This is a genomic window from Actinacidiphila sp. bgisy160 (assembly GCF_965342435.1).
Classification (GTDB): Bacteria; Actinomycetota; Actinomycetes; order Streptomycetales; family Streptomycetaceae; genus Actinacidiphila.
This window is the reverse complement of record NZ_CBDRCM010000042.1, coordinates 1-16,028: the sequence shown is the minus strand read 5'-3', so window position 1 is coordinate 16,028 and position 16,028 is coordinate 1. Positions and strand designations below refer to the sequence as shown.

The 16,028-nt window shown below is 74.0% G+C and carries 17 protein-coding genes and 1 pseudogene; 6 read left to right on the top strand and 12 right to left on the bottom strand.

Annotation, left to right across the window (positions count from 1 at the left end; all coding sequences use genetic code 11):
- Nucleotides 1-230: 230 nt before the first annotated feature.
- Entirely contained in the window at nt 231-1,757 is a 1,527-nt protein-coding gene (lnt, locus tag ACRWNP_RS27060; RefSeq protein WP_431965763.1) for an apolipoprotein N-acyltransferase, read from the top strand.
- On the opposite strand, the gene ACRWNP_RS27055 is transcribed toward lnt, so the two are convergent.
- Entirely contained in the window at nt 1,729-2,643 is a 915-nt protein-coding gene (locus tag ACRWNP_RS27055; protein ID WP_431965761.1) for a Gfo/Idh/MocA family protein, read from the bottom strand. The genes lnt and ACRWNP_RS27055 overlap by 29 nt on opposite strands.
- 154 nt (nt 2,644-2,797) lie before the next feature.
- Complete coding sequence (locus tag ACRWNP_RS27050) at nt 2,798-3,052, bottom strand: hypothetical protein (protein WP_431965759.1); 255 nt, start codon at nt 3,050-3,052, stop codon at nt 2,798-2,800.
- Nucleotides 3,053-3,261: 209 nt separating this feature from the next.
- On the opposite strand from ACRWNP_RS27050, the gene ACRWNP_RS27045 reads away from it, so the two are divergent.
- Nucleotides 3,262-3,780: a DinB family protein gene (locus ACRWNP_RS27045; protein WP_431965844.1), complete on the top strand. Its 519-nt coding sequence runs from the start codon at nt 3,262-3,264 to the stop codon at nt 3,778-3,780.
- Between the two features lie 4 nt (nt 3,781-3,784).
- Here ACRWNP_RS27045 and ACRWNP_RS27040 read toward each other — a convergent pair whose 3' ends face one another.
- The 6 genes from ACRWNP_RS27040 to ACRWNP_RS27015 all read right to left on the bottom strand — a co-directional run bounded on the left by ACRWNP_RS27040 (nt 3,785) and on the right by ACRWNP_RS27015 (nt 8,122).
- Complete coding sequence (locus tag ACRWNP_RS27040; protein ID WP_431965758.1) at nt 3,785-4,240, bottom strand: hypothetical protein; 456 nt, start codon at nt 4,238-4,240, stop codon at nt 3,785-3,787.
- A gap of 61 nt (nt 4,241-4,301) precedes the next feature.
- Nucleotides 4,302-4,982 (bottom strand): uracil-DNA glycosylase, encoded by a 681-nt coding sequence (locus tag ACRWNP_RS27035; protein WP_431965756.1) that lies wholly within the window; start codon nt 4,980-4,982, stop codon nt 4,302-4,304.
- A gap of 267 nt (nt 4,983-5,249) precedes the next feature.
- A complete protein-coding gene (locus tag ACRWNP_RS27030; protein WP_431965754.1) occupies nt 5,250-6,011 on the bottom strand; it encodes an SDR family oxidoreductase in 762 nt (253 codons plus the stop codon).
- 22 nt (nt 6,012-6,033) lie between these two features.
- A complete protein-coding gene (fabG, locus tag ACRWNP_RS27025) occupies nt 6,034-6,795 on the bottom strand; it encodes a 3-oxoacyl-ACP reductase FabG (RefSeq protein WP_431965752.1) in 762 nt (253 codons plus the stop codon).
- A gap of 119 nt (nt 6,796-6,914) precedes the next feature.
- Complete coding sequence (locus tag ACRWNP_RS27020; protein WP_431965750.1) at nt 6,915-7,307, bottom strand: DUF3037 domain-containing protein; 393 nt, start codon at nt 7,305-7,307, stop codon at nt 6,915-6,917.
- Nucleotides 7,304-8,122, bottom strand: coding sequence for a HipA family kinase (locus ACRWNP_RS27015; protein WP_431965748.1), 819 nt, complete (start codon nt 8,120-8,122; stop codon nt 7,304-7,306). Before ACRWNP_RS27015 ends, ACRWNP_RS27020 begins: the two co-directional genes overlap by 4 nt.
- Nucleotides 8,123-8,675: 553 nt before the next feature.
- Here ACRWNP_RS27015 and ACRWNP_RS27010 point away from each other — a divergent pair.
- Nucleotides 8,676-9,158, top strand: a complete 483-nt coding sequence (locus tag ACRWNP_RS27010) for a Rieske (2Fe-2S) protein (RefSeq protein WP_431965746.1) — start codon at nt 8,676-8,678, stop codon at nt 9,156-9,158.
- Here the strand turns inward: ACRWNP_RS27010 and ACRWNP_RS27005 are convergent.
- Together ACRWNP_RS27005 and ACRWNP_RS27000 are read right to left on the bottom strand one after the other, a co-directional pair.
- Nucleotides 9,141-9,494, bottom strand: a pseudogene (locus ACRWNP_RS27005) (isochorismatase family protein); the annotation flags it as partial. The gene ACRWNP_RS27010 and the pseudogene ACRWNP_RS27005 sit on opposite strands and share 18 nt — an antisense overlap.
- A 142-nt stretch (nt 9,495-9,636) precedes the next feature.
- Complete coding sequence (locus ACRWNP_RS27000; RefSeq protein ID WP_431965744.1) at nt 9,637-10,551, bottom strand: LysR family transcriptional regulator; 915 nt, start codon at nt 10,549-10,551, stop codon at nt 9,637-9,639.
- 74 nt (nt 10,552-10,625) lie between these two features.
- On the opposite strand from ACRWNP_RS27000, the gene ACRWNP_RS26995 reads away from it, so the two are divergent.
- Nucleotides 10,626-11,594, top strand: a complete 969-nt coding sequence (locus ACRWNP_RS26995) for a DMT family transporter (RefSeq protein ID WP_431965742.1) — start codon at nt 10,626-10,628, stop codon at nt 11,592-11,594.
- A gap of 12 nt (nt 11,595-11,606) precedes the next feature.
- Here the strand turns inward: ACRWNP_RS26995 and ACRWNP_RS26990 are convergent, their stop codons facing one another.
- Nucleotides 11,607-12,947, bottom strand: coding sequence for an aminotransferase class I/II-fold pyridoxal phosphate-dependent enzyme (locus tag ACRWNP_RS26990; protein WP_431965740.1), 1,341 nt, complete (start codon nt 12,945-12,947; stop codon nt 11,607-11,609).
- Nucleotides 12,948-12,973: 26 nt separating this feature from the next.
- On the opposite strand from ACRWNP_RS26990, the gene ACRWNP_RS26985 reads away from it, so the two are divergent.
- Entirely contained in the window at nt 12,974-13,645 is a 672-nt protein-coding gene (locus tag ACRWNP_RS26985; protein WP_431965738.1) for a pyridoxamine 5'-phosphate oxidase family protein, read from the top strand.
- 14 nt (nt 13,646-13,659) lie between these two features.
- A complete protein-coding gene (locus ACRWNP_RS26980) occupies nt 13,660-14,298 on the top strand; it encodes an FMN-binding negative transcriptional regulator (RefSeq protein WP_431965736.1) in 639 nt (212 codons plus the stop codon).
- Here the strand turns inward: ACRWNP_RS26980 and ACRWNP_RS26975 are convergent.
- Nucleotides 14,295-15,815 carry an FG-GAP repeat protein gene (locus tag ACRWNP_RS26975; RefSeq protein ID WP_431965734.1) on the bottom strand — a complete coding sequence of 507 codons (1,521 nt, stop codon included), beginning with the start codon at nt 15,813-15,815 and terminating at the stop codon, nt 14,295-14,297. The genes ACRWNP_RS26980 and ACRWNP_RS26975 overlap by 4 nt on opposite strands.
- Nucleotides 15,816-16,028: the final 213 nt, after the last annotated feature.

Below are 16,028 nucleotides of genomic sequence, written 5' to 3'. Positions count from 1 at the left end.
GTGCTCCTCCCCTCCTCCGTGCCGCCCGTGGCCGGTGCGCCTTCTCATGGGTCGTCCTCGCCCTCACGGCCGTTCCCTCAGCATGATCCCCTCGGGCACTCTCGAGCGGCGTGCGCGGCGGCGGCGCGGCGCACACGGCACGGGGCCGCCGCTTCACCCGCGGTCGCCCTCTGGGCAAGGCCCTCCGTACGCACGAGACTGAGGCCAGGCGAGTGTGAGGAGTGGCACAGGTGACGGTGAAGGTCGACGGGCCACTGACGGCCTCCCCCCGGCTCGCCTCGCCCTGGACGCGCGGCGCGGCGGCCGCGGCGGCAGGGGCGCTGCCGGCGCTGGCCTTCCCGGCGCCGTCGCTGTGGTGGCTGGCGTACGTCGCCCTGGTGCCCTGGATGCTGCTGGCGCGCGCCGCGCCGACGGGGCGGCGGGCCGCGCTGGACGGATGGCTGGGCGGGGCCGGCTTCATGGTGGCCGTGCATCACTGGCTGATCCCGAGTCTGCACGTCTTCATCGTGCTCATCGCCCTTCTGCTGGGGGCCCTTTGGGCGCCGTGGGGATGGCTCGTGCGGCGGCTGCTCGGGGGCACGCCAGGCCGCCGCCCGGTCCTGGCGGCGGTGGTGCTGGTGCCTTGTGCCTGGCTGCTGGTCGAGCTGGTGCGGTCGTGGGAGTACCTGGGCGGGCCGTGGGGGCTGCTGGGGGCGAGCCAGTGGCAGGTGCCGCCGGCGCTGCGGCTGGCCTCGATCGGGGGCGTGTGGCTGGTCAGTTTCCTGGTGGTGGCGGTGAACACGGCGCTGGCCGCGCTGCTCGCGGTGCCCTCGTGCCGGGCCGCCGCCGGGTCCGCGCTGGCGACCGCGGCGGTGGGGACGACGGCGCTGTGGGCCTGGGCCCCGGTCCCGTCCCGCAGCGGGGAGTCCGTGCGGGTGGCGGTGGTGCAGCCGGGGGTGATCAACGGGCCGCAGCCACGCTTCGACCGTGGGGAGCAGCTGACCCGGACGCTCGCGGGCCGGGGCGTGGACCTGGTGGTGTGGGGGGAGAGCAGCGTCGGCTTCGACCTGTCGGCACGCCCCGACCTGGCGGACCGGCTGGCCGCGCTGTCCCGGGACGTCGGCGCCGACATCCTGGTCAACGTCGACGCCCGGCGGGAGGACGGCCTCGGGATTTCCAAGACCTCGATGCTGATCGGCCCGTCCGGGCCGGTCGGCCCGGGCTACGACAAGATGCGGCTGGTGCCCTTCGGCGAGTACGTGCCGGCCCGCACCGTGCTGGGCTGGACGACCTCGGTGGGCAGGGCGGCCGGGGAGGACCGCATCCGCGGTGACCGCCAGGTCGTCATGGACGCGGGCACGGTGCGGCTGGCGCCCCTGGTCTGCTTCGAGTCGGCGTTCCCCGACATGAGCCGGCACCTGGCGGACGACGGGGCGCAGCTGCTGGTGGCGCAGTCCTCCACGTCCTCGTTCCAGGACAGCTGGGCACCCGCGCAGCACGCCTCGCTGGCGGCGCTGCGCTCGGCGGAGACCTGGCGGCCGATGGTGCACGCGACGCTGACCGGGGTCAGCGTGGTCCACGACGCCCGCGGCGAGCGGATCGGCCCGGCACTCGGCACGTCGCGCGGTACGGCGCAGGTCTACGACGTGCCGCTGAGCTCCGGACGCAGCCCGTACGACCGGCTCGGGGACTGGGTCCCCCGGCTGGCGGTGCTGCTGCTGACCGCGTCGGGGGTGTACGAGACGGCGCTCAGGAGGTCTGCTCGGTCACGGCGGTGACGACGCGCTCGCACAGTTCGTGGGTGAGCAGCGCGTCGCGGGCGTCGAGGGGCCTGCCGTGCCGTACGGCGTCGAGGAACGCGAGGGCGATCCCCTCTATGCCGCGCTGGCGGGCGACGGGAACCCAGTCGCCGCGGCGGCGGACGGTGGGCTGGCCCTTGTGGTCGACGACCTCGGCCAGGTTGAACACCTGGCGCTTGCTGTCCTGGCCCATCACCTCCAGGACCTCCTCGTTGGAGCCGCTCATGCGGTTCATCACGCCGATCGCGGTGAATCCGTCTCCCGACAGCTGCAGCGTGACGTGGTGGAGCAGCCCACCGCGCACCCGCGCCCGGACGTCGGTGTGCTCGACGGGGCCCGGCAGGAGGAAGCGCAGGGTATCGACGACGTGGATGAAGTCGTCGAAGACGACGGTGCGCGCGGTGTCCGGATGTCCGATGCGGTTCTTCTGCATGACGACCAGGTCGCGCGGGTGGTCGGCGCACTGCACGTAGCCAGGCGCGTGGCGGCGGTTGAAACCGACCGTCAGCCCGACGCCGCGCTCCTCGGCGAGCCGCACCAGGTGCTCGGCCCCGGCCAGGTCGTAGGCGAGGGGCTTGTCGACGTAGACGGGGACGCCGGCGGCGATGAGGCGTTCGGTGATCTCGACGTGCGTCTCGGTGGGCGCGTGCACGAACGCCCCGTCGAGTCCCTGGTCGAGCAGGGCGCCGAGGGTGTCGTGGCGATGCGCGGCCGGGACCCGGTGGGTGTCGGCGACGGCGTCGAGGGTGGCGCGGGTGCGGGTGTGCAGGTGCGGTTCGACCCCCGGCTGGGCGGTGAGCACCGGCAGGTACGCCTTGCGCGCGATGTCGCCGAGTCCGATGACCCCGATCCTGAGGGGTTCCATGTGCCGCTCCCGCCTACGTCTGCCGTGCCTGACCTGTGCCGTCGGCAGCATACGGGCCGGTCGGCGGCCGCCGGTCGGCGATCCCGTCGAGGCCGCGCGGCGCCAGGCGCGGGCCGACCGGGTTGACGGTGGCGAACCTGGCCCGGGTTGGGCGTCATGGCGTGCGCGGCGTCGCCGAGCCGGGCGACGCGCCCCGGTGGAAGGGCGGCAGCGGCGTCGCGAGGTGGTGGACGTGGTCGCGGAGCACGGTCCCGGGGGCGGCGGAGGCGATGAGTTCGGGAATCGGGTGGTGCCGTCCGCCGCACAGGCGCCGCGGCTCTGTCCGTTCGTCCCCGTCGAGGGCGCCGGGCGGTTCCACAGCGGTGGCGTGGCAGTGGACGCGGCCGCCGGTGAGCGGACGGTGCCCCACAGCCGGCCGCGCCCCCAGGTCTCGTCCGACAGGTACGCGGCGGGCGCCGGGCGGCGTCCCGTCACCTCGGCCGGGGCGAGCCGGCCACCGGCCACACCGCCGCCCGCCCCGGGCCGAGTTGCGCGCGGGAGCGGCCGACCTGCTACGGGGGATGGTCGGCGGCCGTTCCGGCGGTTGATGCGTCGACGTTGTCAGAGACCCCCGCCATCATGGCGGCCATGACGACGACACCGGAGCGCACCGACCCGCCCTACATCGCCGACGAGCGCACCATGCTGGAGAGCTGGCTGGACTTCCACCGCGACACCCTCGCGATGAAGTGCGCCGGCCTGGACGACGAACAGCTGCGCACCGCGAGCGCGCCCCCCTCGGACCTCAGCCTGCTCGGCCTGGTCCGGCACATGGCCAGCGTCGAGCGCGGCTGGTTCCGCACCGTCCTCGCCGGCGAGGACGTGCCTCCGCTCTACCTCACCGAGGAGGACCCCGACGGCGAGTTCCACGGCCTGGACGACGCCGACACCGCCGAGGCCTTCGCTACCTGGCGCGCCGAGATCGCGCGCGCCCGCGAGCTGACCCGCGGCCGGTCGCTCGACGACGTCGGGTCGCGCCGCGGCAGGCACGAGGTCTCCCTGCGCTGGATCTACGTCCACATGATCGAGGAGTACGCCCGCCACAACGGCCACGCCGACCTGATCCGCGAGCGCATCGACGGGGTCACGGGCGACTGACGCCTCACTCCGGCACCCGGTGCAGCACCTCGTCGCAGAGGACGCCCGGGTCGCCGGAGCTCACGCACAGGCGGGTGTCGTCGCGCCAGTCCTCGACGACCCCCAGCCCCGAGAACCCGTCGAGCTCCACATAGCGGTGGTGGAACGTCCAGGTGCCGCCCGTGGTCGTCACCCCGTCGACCCACCGGCCCGGGGTGAAGACCTGGGCGGGCATCCGGGAGGCGGAGAAGTGCCCGTCCGCGTCGAACCGGATGGAACCGTCCCCGTCGTCCGTCACCCAGGTACCGAACAGCGCGCTGCGCGAGGCGACGGAGGCCGGGGCCACGTCCGCCGCCAGGAGGTGCTGGATCAGCCCGACGTCGGCGACCATGCCGAGCACCAGTCCGGCCGCCCACGCCGCCGCTTCGGCCCGGCGACGCGCCCTGCCCGTGCGCGGCCCCGTCCATTCCGTCCATGCCATCGGCATCCCCCTCGGCCCGGGCCGGGCGACGACCCCCGTGCGTCGCCCGGCCCGGGCGACGTCACTCGCCCAGGTTCGGGATGCGCCAGTCCACCGGGTCGTGGCCCTGCGCCTTGAGCGCCTCGTCGATCTGGGTGAAGGGGCGGCTGCCGAGGAAGAGCTTGGCCGACAGCGGCGACGGGTGGGCGCCCTGGACGACCGCGTGCCGCTCGGTGTCGATCAGCGGCAGCTTCTTCTTGGCGTGGTTGCCCCACAGGACGAAGACCGCCGGGTCGGGCCGGGACGCGACGGCCTTGATGACCGCGTCGGTGAACTTCTCCCAGCCCTTGCCCTTGTGCGAGTTGGCCGTGGCCTCGCGCACCGTCAGCACCGCGTTGAGCAGCAGCACGCCCTGCTCGGCCCATGGCATCAGGTAGCCGTTGTCCGGGATCGGGTAGCCGTACTCCTCCTTCATCTCCTTGAAGATGTTCCGCAGCGAGGGCGGCGTCTTGACGCCGGGCCGCACGGAGAAACAGAGGCCGTGCCCCTGGCCCTCGCCGTGGTACGGGTCCTGACCGAGGATCAGCACCTTCACCTTGTCGTAGGGAGTGGCGTCCAGGGCCGCGAAGACCTGCTCGCGCGGCGGGAAGACCTTGTACTTCCCGCGCTCCTCCTCCACGAACTCGGTGAGCTGGGTGAAGTAGGGCTTCTCCAGCTCCTCACCGAGGACGGCCTGCCAGGACTCGGGCAGCGTGATGGGCACGTCGGGAACCTCCGGTACGCGATCCGTTACTGGGGACGAACGTACCGTTCCGCACTGACAATCCGTCCGGCCGGGTGTCGTCGACCGTGGTGCCGAGGGGTAGGGCGCCCCGGCACAGGGTGCTGACCTTCGGCCCGGCGCCGCCTGCCGGTGTGCGGTGTCGCATGGTGCGCACTCCTCGGATACGGGGAAGTCCCTGGTGCCGGCCGCCGCGGCGGCGGCCGGTACCAGGGACCGTGCACGTGGGAGTGCGGACGAACGCAGGCCTCAGGCGCCGACGCCGGCGTTGAGGAAGATGCCGCCGTCCACGACAAGGGTCTGGCCGGTGATCCAGGCCGCCGCGTCCGAGAGCAGGAAGGCGGCGGCGCCGCCGATGTCCTCGGGCACGCCGAGCCGCCTCAGCGGGTACGCGGCCGCCGCCTGTTCCTCGCGGCCCTCGTAGAGGGCGGAGGCGAACTTGGTCTTGACGACCGCGGGGGCGATGGCGTTGGCACGGACGCCGGGAGCCATCTCGGAGGCGAGCTGCAGCGTGAGGTTGACCATCGCGGCCTTGCTCATGCCGTACGCGCCGATGAAGGGGGAGGCGCTGATGCCCGCCACGGAGGCGATGTTGACGATCGCGCCGCCGTTGTCCTTCATCCACGCCTTGTACGTCTGCTGGGCGAAGCCGAGCGCGGAGATGACGTTGGTCTCGAAGACCTTGCGGGCGACACCGAGGTCGAGCTCGGCGAGCGGGCCGAAGACCGGGTTGGTACCGGCGTTGTTGGCGAGGTAGTCGACGCGGCCGAAGGCCTCCATCGTGCGCTCGACGACCTCGGCCTGGTGCGCCTCGTCGTGGGCCTTGCCGGCCACGCCGAGGGCCCGGTCGGCGCCGAGCCGTTCGACGGCCTCCTTCAGCGCCTCCTCGTTACGGCCGGTGATGACGACGCGGTCGCCGCGGGCCACGAGGGCCTCGGCGATGCCGTAGCCGATGCCGCGGCTGGCGCCGGTGACGATCGCCACGCGGCCGCCTGCGGGCTGGGTGCTCATGATGCGGGTCTCCTGTCGCTGGTCAGTCGAGCGGGCCGCCGGCCACGTACAGCACCTGGCCGGACACAAAGCCCGCGTCGTCGCCGGTGAAGAAGGCGATGGCGTTGGCGACGTCGTCGGGCCGGCCGACCCGCTGCACCGGGATCTGGGTGGCGGCCGCGGCCTGGAACTCCTCGAAGCCCATGCCGATGCGGGCGGCGGTGGCGGCGGTCATGTCGGTGACGATGAAGCCGGGGGCGACGGCGTTGGCGGTCACGCCGAACTTGCCCAGCTCGTGCGCGAGGGTCTTGGTGAAGCCCTGCAGGCCCGCCTTGGCGGCGGAGTAGTTGGCCTGGCCGCGGTTGCCGAGGGCGGAGGACGAGGACAGGTTGACCACCCGGCCGAACTTCGCGTCCACCATGTGCTTCTGGACGGCGCGGGTCATCAGGAAGGCGCCGCGCAGGTGCACGTTCATGACCGTGTCCCAGTCGGCCGCGCTCATCTTGAACAGCAGGTTGTCGCGGAGCACGCCCGCGTTGTTGACGAGGATCGTCGGCGCCCCGAGCTCCTCGGCGACGCGCGCGACCGCGGCCGCGACCTGCTCCTCGTCGGAGACGTCGGCGCCGACGGCGACGGCCCGGCCGCCCGCCTTGGTGATCTGCTCGACGGTGTCCTTGCACGCGGTCTCGTCGAGGTCCAGCACGGCCACGGCGCGGCCCTCGGCGGCCAGGCGCACGGCGGTGGCGGCGCCGATGCCGCGCGCCGCCCCTGTCACGATCGCTACGCGCTGCTCGGTGGTCGACATCTGCTCTCCTCAGCCCTGTGGGGAGCGGTCGCGCAAGTGAGCGACCGCTTAGTACGTCCCGTAGCCGAAACCGTAGGAGCGCGGTGACCCTGTGTCAACGCCCACCGCGCCGATGTGGCTCAGCGCACCAGAAGATCCAGCAGACGGTCCACCTCGGCCTCGGGGTCCTCGGTCAGCCCGGTGTGGATCGGGCCCGGCTGCACGATGGTGCTGCGCGGCGCCGTCAGCCACCGGAAGCGCCGCCCGGGATCGTCCTCCGCCGCCTGCCCGGCCCGCTCGCCGCCCGCGCAGACGCCCTCGTACCCGCGCAGCGCGGCCCGTACGCCTGCGACGTCCACGTCCGGGTCGAGGCAGCGCAGCCGGGTCTCGTCCAGGTGGACGCGGGCACCCACAAAGGACTTGGCGCGGCAGTAGACCAGCACGCCCGCGTTGATCACCTCGCCGCGCTCGATCCGCGGCATCACGCGCACCAGCGCGTACTCGAACACATCGCGCCCGCTCGCCGTGCTCACTTGGCGGCCTTCCCCTCGACCCAGGTGCGCAGCCACTCCGGCGGCGCCTGCTTCTCCTGCTGCTTCGGGGCGAGGGTGATCCGCTCCCCCACGGTGCCGGCGCGCGCCAGCAGCACCCGCTCGTAGGCGCGCCGCACCTCCTCCGGGCCCGCGAAACCGGGCTCGTCCAGCAGCCACTCGTCGGGGATCTGCGCGGTGACCTCGCGCAGCAGCGCCTCGTCCACGCGCGGGGCGAGGTCGCGCGCGGCGGCCTCGACGTCCGGGGAGAACCGGGCGAGGGCGTGGTCGGCCGCGTCGTAGGGCTTGTCGGCGGCCTGGTCGGCGCCCTTCCAGTTGTGGTGGAAGATCAGCGAGGCGCCGTGGTCGATCAGCCAGAGGTCCTTGTGCCAGACCAGCATGTTCGGGTTGCGCCACGAGCGGTCGACGTTGCCGACGAGCGCGTCGAACCACACGACCCGCCCCGCCTCACCGGACTCCACCTCGAAGACGAGCGGGTCGAAGCCGAGCGCGCCGGGGAGGAAGTCCATGCCGAGGTTGAGACCACCACTGGCCTTCAGCAGGTCCTGGATCTCCTGGTCCGGCTCGCCGAGCCCGATCACCGGGTCGAACTGGAACCGCACCAGCACCGGCACCCGCAGCCCCAGCCGCCGGGCGAGCTCCCCCGCGATCACCTCCGCGACCAGCGCCTTGCGGCCCTGGGCCGCCCCGATGAACTTCACCACATAGGTCCCCAGGTCGTCGGCCTCGACGACCCCGGGCACCGATCCGCCCTCACGCAACGGCGTGACGTAGCGGATCCCGGTCACTTCCTCCATGGGCGCATCCTAATGACCGGCCTCCCACGGCCACGCCGCGCCATGGCTGGGACCCGACGCGAGCGCCGCGGGTCCCGGCCCTCCCGCTCCGGGTCCCGAAGGGCCGATCCGCCGTACTCTGGAAGCACCCCCCTCTGCGTCCCCGGCGGACGCACAGGGCCCCGGTCTCTGTGGCGGAGACCGGGGGCTCCTTCGCCTCTGGCCCCGGTTCCCCTTCAGCTCGTCCACGTCGTTGTACGCGAAGAAGACCTCCCGGTCCACAGGCGTGACGGGGCGGCCGGCGTACCGGCGGCCCACGTGATCCGGAGGCCGAACGCGTGGCCTCCACGCGCTCGGGCATCTCGTGCGAGCGGTGCCCGGACCATCCGGTGTTCCGGTCCGAAGTAACGGGCTCGAGGGGACTTCGGCTCCGGCACCGGCCGCCACGTGAGATTTCCCGGGGAATGGTTGAACGGCTCACCCATCTCGTCCGTACGTCAGGGCAGGGCGTGACTTGCGCTCCCGGGCCCCGGCAGGCGGTCCGGAACGGACGAGGCAACAGGATGTGTGACGCATGGCCGAGACGACTGGCATCGCAGGAGCTCCGACCCGCCGCGCCGTGGTCGCCGGAGTGGGTGCGGCGGGACTCGCGGCCGCGCTGGCGGCGTGCGGTGACTCCAACGACTCCGCGGGCGCCTACAGCCCTGCCGCGCCCCCGCAGGGCGGCGACCAGGGGGCCGGGGGGTCGGCCCCCGCCGGCGGCGGGGCGCAGGCGGCGCTGGCCAGGACCACGGAGATCCCGGTCGGCGGCGGCAAGATCTTCGCGGACGAGAAGGTCGTCGTCTGCCAGCCCGAGGCGGGCTCCTTCAAGGCGTTCTCCGCGATCTGCACCCACCAGGGCTGCGCCGTCAACGAGATCGCGGGCGGCACGATCAACTGCCCGTGCCACGGCAGCAGGTTCAGCATCAAGGACGGCAGCGTGGCAGGCGGCCCCGCGACCCAGCCGCTGCCGGCGGCGAACATCAAGGTGGAGGGGGACTCAGTGGCCCTGGCCTGAGTCCCCGGGACCCGGCCCGGACCGTTTCCGGCTGCCGACGACCTCGTCGGCGGTGGTGACCGTGGCGAGGAGCGCGAGGGTGTGCCGGACCATGTCCGCGGTGTACGTCTCCGGCACCGCGGCGATGGCGTCGGCGGGCACGACCGCCTCGTAACCGGGGTTGACCGCCTCGAAGACGGCGTTGGGAACGGCCATGTCGGCCGACACCCCGGTGCCGACGACCGTGCGCACGCCGAGGTTGCGCGGCACGGCGTCGAGGCCGGTGCCGGCGACCGGCGACAGCCCGTGCAGCCGTCGCGCGACGAAGCCGCCGGCACCGGCCGGTACTCCTCGGCGAGCTCGACGGCCGGCGTGCCGGCGACCTGGAGCGCGGGCAGCCGCTCGGCGGCGCGGAGGATCCGCGCTGTGCGGCTGGACCCGCCGTCGGCTCGGCGTTCGGCGGTCGGGTGCACCACAACGTACGTCGTCCGGTCGGCACTCAGACGTCGGCGGCCGCCACGTCCTCCCCCGCCCGGCGCAGGGCCTCGACGGCGGCGCGGATGGCGGGGCGGCGGTCGGCGTCGGAGCGCCAGACGGCGTAGATGTGCCGCTTCATGGTGTGCCGCACGCGGATGGCGCGGACCCCCGCCGGGAGCGGGCCGCGGCCGAGGCGCGGGAGGACGGCGACGCCCAGTCCGGCGGCGACGAGGGCGAGGACCGTGGGGTGCTCCTCGGCGTGGTGGGCGATGCGCGGCTCCACGCCCTTGCCTCGCAGGGTGAACAGCAGCCACTCGTGGCAGAACCCGCCGTCCGGCCAGGCGATCCAGTCGTCGCCGGCGAGTTCGCCCAGGTCGACCTCGTCGCGGCCGGCCAGGGGATGGCCCTGCGGGACGACCACGTCGGCGATGTCGTCGAGCAGCGGCTCCTTGGCCAGGCCCCCGGGCAGCGAAAGCGGCTTGTTGTACCAGTCGAGGACGACCGCGAGGTCGATGTCGCCGCGGACGAGCCGGGCCAGCGCGTCCTGGGGCTCCATCTCGTGGACCATCGCGCGCAGCTTGGGGTGGTCGCGCCGCGTCGCGGCGAGCGCCTGCGGGAACAGGCCGCGCACCGAGGTGGGGAAGGCCCCCATGCGCAGCTCGCCGACCGCGGCGCCGCGGTGCGCCTCCAGGTCTGAGTGGGCGAGCTCGACGAGGGAGAGGATGCGGTCGGCGTGCCCGGACAGCAGTCGGCCGGCGTCGGTGAGCCGGACCCCACGGCCGTTCTTGGCCAGCAGGGTCTGTCCCGTCTCGCGTTCGAGCTTGCCCATCTGCTGGGAGACGGCAGAGGTCGTCACGTGCAGGACGTCCGCGGCGGCGCTCACCGAGCCGTACGTGGAGATCGCGTGCAGGACGCGCAGGCGCTCGAGGTTCAACATGTAAGCAAGTCTACGTGATCACCGGCAGGTTTTCTCGCTTGTCCTAAGAGGTTCAATCCGTCATGGTGATGGCCATGAGCGCACCCAGCACCCGCCGCCCGGCCGCCGTGGCCGCCCCGTCAGCCGCCGACACCCCATCCGCCACCGCCACCACTGCGCGCCGCCGCCCCGTCGTGGACTGGCGGGTCAGCTGGGCCGCACTCGCGCTCATCTGGGGTTTCAGCTTCCTGTTCATCAAGGTGGGCACCGAGGCCTACGCCCCGCTGCAGGTCGCGCTCGGCCGCATGGCGTTCGGCACCGCCGTGCTGGCCGCCGCCTTCGCCGTCAAGCGGGAACGGCTGCCGCGCGGCGCGCGCGCCTGGGGGCACATGGCGGTCGCCGCGCTGCTGCTGAACACGGTGCCGTTCACGCTCTTCGCCTACGCGGAGCTGACCATCCCGTCCACACTCGCGGGCATCTGCAACGCCACGACCCCCCTGTGGAGCATGGTGCTGTCGGTGGTGGCACTCTCGGAGGACAAGCCGACCCGGCAGCGGGTCGCGGGTGTCGGCATCGGCTTTGTGGGCGTGCTGACGGTGCTCGGCGCCTGGCAGGGCTTCTCCGGCACGGATCCCGCGGGTACCGCGATGGCGCTGGGTGCCTCCGCGAGCTACGCGGTGGGCTGGATCTACGTGCGCCGCACCCTGAGCGGCAGCGGCAACTCGGCGCTGTCGATGTCCTCCACGCAGCTGCTCCTCGGCACGGTCCAACTGGCCGTGCTGACCCCGCTTTTCACCTCTGTGCCCGCCTCGTTCCCGCTGTGGCCGACGCTGTCGGTGGTGGCCCTGGGCGCGCTGGGCACCGGGATCGCCTTCCTCCTGCAGTACGGGATCGTCGCGGAGAAGGGCCCGACCATCGCCACGATGGTGACCTACCTGATCCCGGTCATCGCGACCGCGGCCGGTGTCGCCCTGCTGGACGAGCACCTGACGTGGAACGAGCCGGTCGGCGCCGTCGTGGTGCTGGCCGGCGCGGCACTGACCCAGCGTCGCCCGGCGGGCTGAACCACCTGCCGATCAGCCGAAGCGCCCGGCGCGGTGCGGCCGGACGGCGTCGGCTACGGCGTCGGCCAGGGCCGGGACCTCGTCCGGCGTGACCGGCGAGACGGTGATGCGGATGCCCGGCGGGGAGTCGAGGCGGAAGCGGGCGCCGGGCGCCACGGCCCAGCCCGCCTGCAGGAGCCGCGCGACCGCCCCCGTCTCGTCGGGCACCGGCACCCAGACGTTCATGCCGCTGCGGCCGTGCGCCGCGACGCCGCGGTCGGCCAGCGCCCGTACCAGCGCCTCGCGGCGCGCGGCGTAGGCGGCGGAGACGGCCGGGACGTCGACCGCGCCGGTGCGCCACAGGTGGGCGACGGTGTGCTGCAGCAGATGGCTGACCCAGCCGGGCCCGAGCCGGTAGCGGCCGCGGACCCGGTCGACGGTGACGGGGTCACCGGTGAGGACGGCCAGGCGCAGGTCGGGGCCGTAGGCTTTGGCGGTCGAGCGGACCAGCATCCAGTGCGCGGTGCTCTCGGCGAGCGGGTGCAGCGGCAGTTCGGTCAGGCCGTTCACATGGTCGTCGTCGATGACGAGCACCTGCGGGTGGCCGCTGAGGACCGTGCGCAGTTCTCCGGCGCGGGCCGCGGAGAGCGTGGCGCCGGTCGGGTTCTGGCCGCGGTCGGTGACGATCAGCGCCCGCGCGCCCTGCCGCAGGGCGGCGTCGACGTCGTGCGGCAGCGGGCCGTCGTCGTCGACGCCCACCGGGAGGGCGCGCAGCCCGAGGGCCGGCACGAGGTCGAAGACGCTGCCCCAGCCGGGGTCCTCCACCGCCACCGCGTCCCCGGGCCGCAGGTGGGCGGTGAGCGCGCGCTCCATGGCGTCGAGTGAACCGGAGGTGAGGGCGACCGGGCCGGCCGGTACGCCGTCGGCGTCGAAGGCGGCCCGCGCCAGCGCGGCGAGCTCGTCCTCGACCGGTGCGTGCCCGTAGAGCACGGGCTGCCGCGCGCTGCGTGCGGCCGCGACGGCCAGCGCCTCACCGAGCGGGGGCAGCAGTGCGGTGTCCGGGTTGCCGGTGGACAGGTCGCGCACCCCGGCCGGCACCTCCGGGCGGATCTCGTCCCGCGCGGTGGTGGCCGGACGACGCCGGACCCGGCTGCCGCGCCGGCCCGCGGTCTCGATGACGCCGCGGTCGCGCAGCAGGCGGTAGGCGGCCGCGACGGTGTTGGGGTTGACGCCGAGTCCGGCGGCGAGCTCCCGCAGCGGCGGCAGCGCGGCGCCCGGCGCGAGGGCGCCCTCCCCGATGGCCCGTTCGACGCTCGCCGCGATCTCCGCTGCGCCCCGGCCGGTGAACGTGTAATCTCCTAGCACAAACGGCATTATGCACTAGTGCAAAGGATCGCGCCATGTCCGCCACGCCCTCCGCTGCCGACGCGTACGCTCCGACCGACCGCACGGTCCCGACCCGCAGCCGCGAGCGCGCCACGTACGACCGCGACCTGGTGCACGCGATCCTCGACGCGGACTACCTCTGCCACCTCGGCTTCGTCCGCGACGGGGCTCCTGTCGTGCTGCCGACCCTCTACGCCCGCGTCGGCGAGCGGCTGTACGTGCACGGCTCCACCGGCTCCCGTCCGCTGCGCGGCGCCGGCGAGGCGACCGGCCTCCCGGTCTGCCTGACCGTGACACACCTGGACGGGCTCGTGCTGGCCCGGTCCGCCTTCAACCACACCGTCAACTACCGCTCCGTGGTGGTGCACGGCGTGGCCCGCCAGGTCACCGACCCCGCCGAGCGCTCCGCCGCCCTGGACGCCCTGGTCGACCACATCATGCCCGGCCGCGCCGCCGACTCCCGCCCGGCCAACGCCAGGGAACTGGCCGCCACCGCCGTCATCGCCCTCGACCTGCGCGAGGTGTCGGCCAAGGTTCGCACCGGCGGCCCGGGCGACGACCCCGAGGACCTGACGCTCCCCCACTGGGCGGGCGTGCTGCCCGTCACCCGCGCCTACGGGCCGCCCGAGCCGGGCGACGACCTCGACCCGTCGATCGCCGTCCCCGGCTACCTCACCGCGCGCTGAGAGGAGCCCCGCGCATGCTCGTCCACCCCTGGGACGCCCCCGCCGACGAGGCCGAGTGGCAGGACTGGCTGGCCGCGCACGACTTCGGCCAGCTCGCGGTCAACGGTCCGGGCGGCGAGCCCCCGTTCGTCCAGCCGCTGCACTTCGCCTACGACGCCGGACGGCGCGAGGCGGTCACCCACCTCGCCCGCCCCAACCCCCTGTGGGCCGCGCTGGAGACCCACCCCCGGGTGACGCTCAGCGTCGTCGACGACTACACCTTCATCCCCGGCCCCTGGCACGCCCCCGAGGGCACCCCGCCCGAGCACGGGACGCCCACCAGCTATTACGCGGCCGTGCAACTGTTGTGCGTGGCCCATCTCGTGGACGACCCGCAGGAGAAGGCGGACCTGCTGCACCGGCAGCTCGCCCACTTCCAGCCGCGCGGCGACCACGCCCCCGTCGTCCCCGGCCAGGCGCCGTTCGGCCGGATACTGCCCGGCATCCGCGGGCTGCGGCTGGAGGTCACGGACGTCCGCGCCAAGTTCAAGTTCGGCGGGAACAAGCCGCGCGAGACGCAGTGGCGGGTGACCGGCCTGCTGGCCGGGCGGGGAGGTCCGGGCGACGACGCCGCCCGGACCCAGCAGTTGCGCCGCCTCGGGCAGCGAGACTAGTCGTCCATCGCCGCGCCGAACCGGGCGTTCTGGTAGGGCGCGCCGATCGAGCCGCCGCCGTACGCCCAGCTCCCCGGCAGCTTGAGACCGCCGGACCCGGCCGAGAACACCCACACCACACCGTCGTTGGTGTTCTCGCCCGGGGCCGCGACGAGCAGGCCGTAGTAGCCGTCGCGGTTGGGGTCGGTGAAGGAGACCTGGGCGCCGAACTTGTCGGCCTTCTCGGCGGCGCCCGGGACGCCCGCGGTGTTCTGGTTGACGTCCAGGACACCGGCCGTGGTCAGGCCCCGCGCCGAACCGCGCAGCACCCACACGGCCCCCGCGTCGGCGACTCTGCCGATGTCCTCGCCGGAGGCGCCGATCGCCACGTCCGCGTAGCCGTCGCGGTTGACGTCCCCGACGGAGAGGTCGGAGCCGAAGCCGTCACCGCGCTCCGCGACACCCGGCACGCCGGCGGTGTCCTGGGTCCACCACACGGGCGGGCTGCCCGGGCCCTCCTGCCCGACCGGCCCGTCCGGGCTGCCGTAGTAGACGCCGACCATGCCGCCGGTCATCGACTCGCCGCCGTCGTCGGGGCTGTGCGGCTCCCCGGTGACCAGGTCGTCGAAGCCGTCGCCGTTGATGTCGCCGGAGGCGACGACCGGGCCGCCGCGCAGGGCGGTGACGGGCAGCGGGTCGATGTCGTCGCTGAGGATGACGTACGACCAGCCGTGGCCCGGCTCGCCGCCCACGCTGGGGCCCGAGACCACGAGGTCGGCCAGGCCGTTGTCGTCGTAGTCGCCGGTCGTCAGGGAGGTGGGGGTGATGCCCGGCCCCTCGGCCTGCCGGGCGAGCGGAGTGCGCCGCCGGTCCTTGAACGGTGTGAACGACCCCCCGCCGCCGTCCTTGCGGGCCGCGGCCTGCGGCGCGGACTCGTACTGGTGGAGGGACAGCCCCACCCTGTCGATCACCGCGAGCAGGTCGCCGGGGACGTACGTGGTGAAGTGCCCCGCGGCCAGGGCGCTGCCGAACCGGTCGCCCTTGGCGGCGTGGTCGGACTGCAGCCAGTCGCTCGCGGCGCCGGACAGCCCCTTCGCCGAGCCCCACAGGACCACGACGCCGCCCGCGTCGGCGCCGACGCCGGTCAGGTCCTCGCCGGGGATGCCGACGACGGCGTCGTCGTAACCGTCCCCGTCGAGGTCGCCACTGGCCACGGCCCGGCCGAAGGCGTCGCCGGTCTCGGCGGCGCCGGGCACGCCGGAGGTGTTCTGGCTGAAGACGCGGGCGCTGGTGGTGACCCCCTTGGGACCGCCGTACTGCACGGTGACGACGCCGGCCCCTGACCGGCCGCCCACGGTGGCGCCGGGGGCACCGGTCAGCACGTCCTCGTACCCGTCGCCGTTGAAGTCCCGGTTGCGGTCGCCCGCGTGCGTGCCGCCGGGGGTCCCGGCGACGGAGGCGGGCGCGGCGGCGATGGCCGCGCCCGTGATGAGGAGAAATGACGCCGCGGTGACCGCAGCCGAGCGGTTCTTGCGCATGAGCGGCTCCTTCGCTCAAGAACGACCGGGCGGTGCGGGGGTGTCCGGAAAGAGCCCGTTTCCTTGTCCGGCGCGGTGTTTGACACGCCGTGGGACGGAATGGTTGTGCGGACCGCGAATCCGGCACGGGTGCCGGGCACGGCCGGCACCCGTGGGTGCCGGGGGAAGTGGGGGGTGCGGGGTCGGGGGGGGGGGGGGGGGGGGGGGGGGGGG

What these genes read in the sequence shown, in the direction of transcription:
- ACRWNP_RS27055 (WP_431965761.1), bottom strand. Translation starts at nt 2,643, where the DNA reads ATGGAACCCCTCAGGATCGGGGTCATCGGACTCGGCGACATCGCGCGC.
- ACRWNP_RS27045 (WP_431965844.1), top strand. Translation starts at nt 3,262, where the DNA reads ATGGCGGCCATGACGACGACACCGGAGCGCACCGACCCGCCCTACATC.
- ACRWNP_RS27040 (WP_431965758.1), bottom strand. Translation starts at nt 4,240, where the DNA reads ATGGCATGGACGGAATGGACGGGGCCGCGCACGGGCAGGGCGCGTCGC.
- ACRWNP_RS27030 (WP_431965754.1), bottom strand. Translation starts at nt 6,011, where the DNA reads ATGAGCACCCAGCCCGCAGGCGGCCGCGTGGCGATCGTCACCGGCGCC.
- fabG (WP_431965752.1), bottom strand. Translation starts at nt 6,795, where the DNA reads ATGTCGACCACCGAGCAGCGCGTAGCGATCGTGACAGGGGCGGCGCGC.
- ACRWNP_RS27015 (WP_431965748.1), bottom strand. Translation starts at nt 8,122, where the DNA reads ATGGAGGAAGTGACCGGGATCCGCTACGTCACGCCGTTGCGTGAGGGC.
- ACRWNP_RS27010 (WP_431965746.1), top strand. Translation starts at nt 8,676, where the DNA reads ATGGCCGAGACGACTGGCATCGCAGGAGCTCCGACCCGCCGCGCCGTG.
- ACRWNP_RS27000 (WP_431965744.1), bottom strand. Translation starts at nt 10,551, where the DNA reads ATGTTGAACCTCGAGCGCCTGCGCGTCCTGCACGCGATCTCCACGTAC.
- ACRWNP_RS26995 (WP_431965742.1), top strand. Translation starts at nt 10,626, where the DNA reads ATGAGCGCACCCAGCACCCGCCGCCCGGCCGCCGTGGCCGCCCCGTCA.
- ACRWNP_RS26990 (WP_431965740.1), bottom strand. Translation starts at nt 12,947, where the DNA reads ATGCCGTTTGTGCTAGGAGATTACACGTTCACCGGCCGGGGCGCAGCG.
- ACRWNP_RS26985 (WP_431965738.1), top strand. Translation starts at nt 12,974, where the DNA reads ATGTCCGCCACGCCCTCCGCTGCCGACGCGTACGCTCCGACCGACCGC.
- ACRWNP_RS26980 (WP_431965736.1), top strand. Translation starts at nt 13,660, where the DNA reads ATGCTCGTCCACCCCTGGGACGCCCCCGCCGACGAGGCCGAGTGGCAG.
- ACRWNP_RS26975 (WP_431965734.1), bottom strand. Translation starts at nt 15,815, where the DNA reads ATGCGCAAGAACCGCTCGGCTGCGGTCACCGCGGCGTCATTTCTCCTC.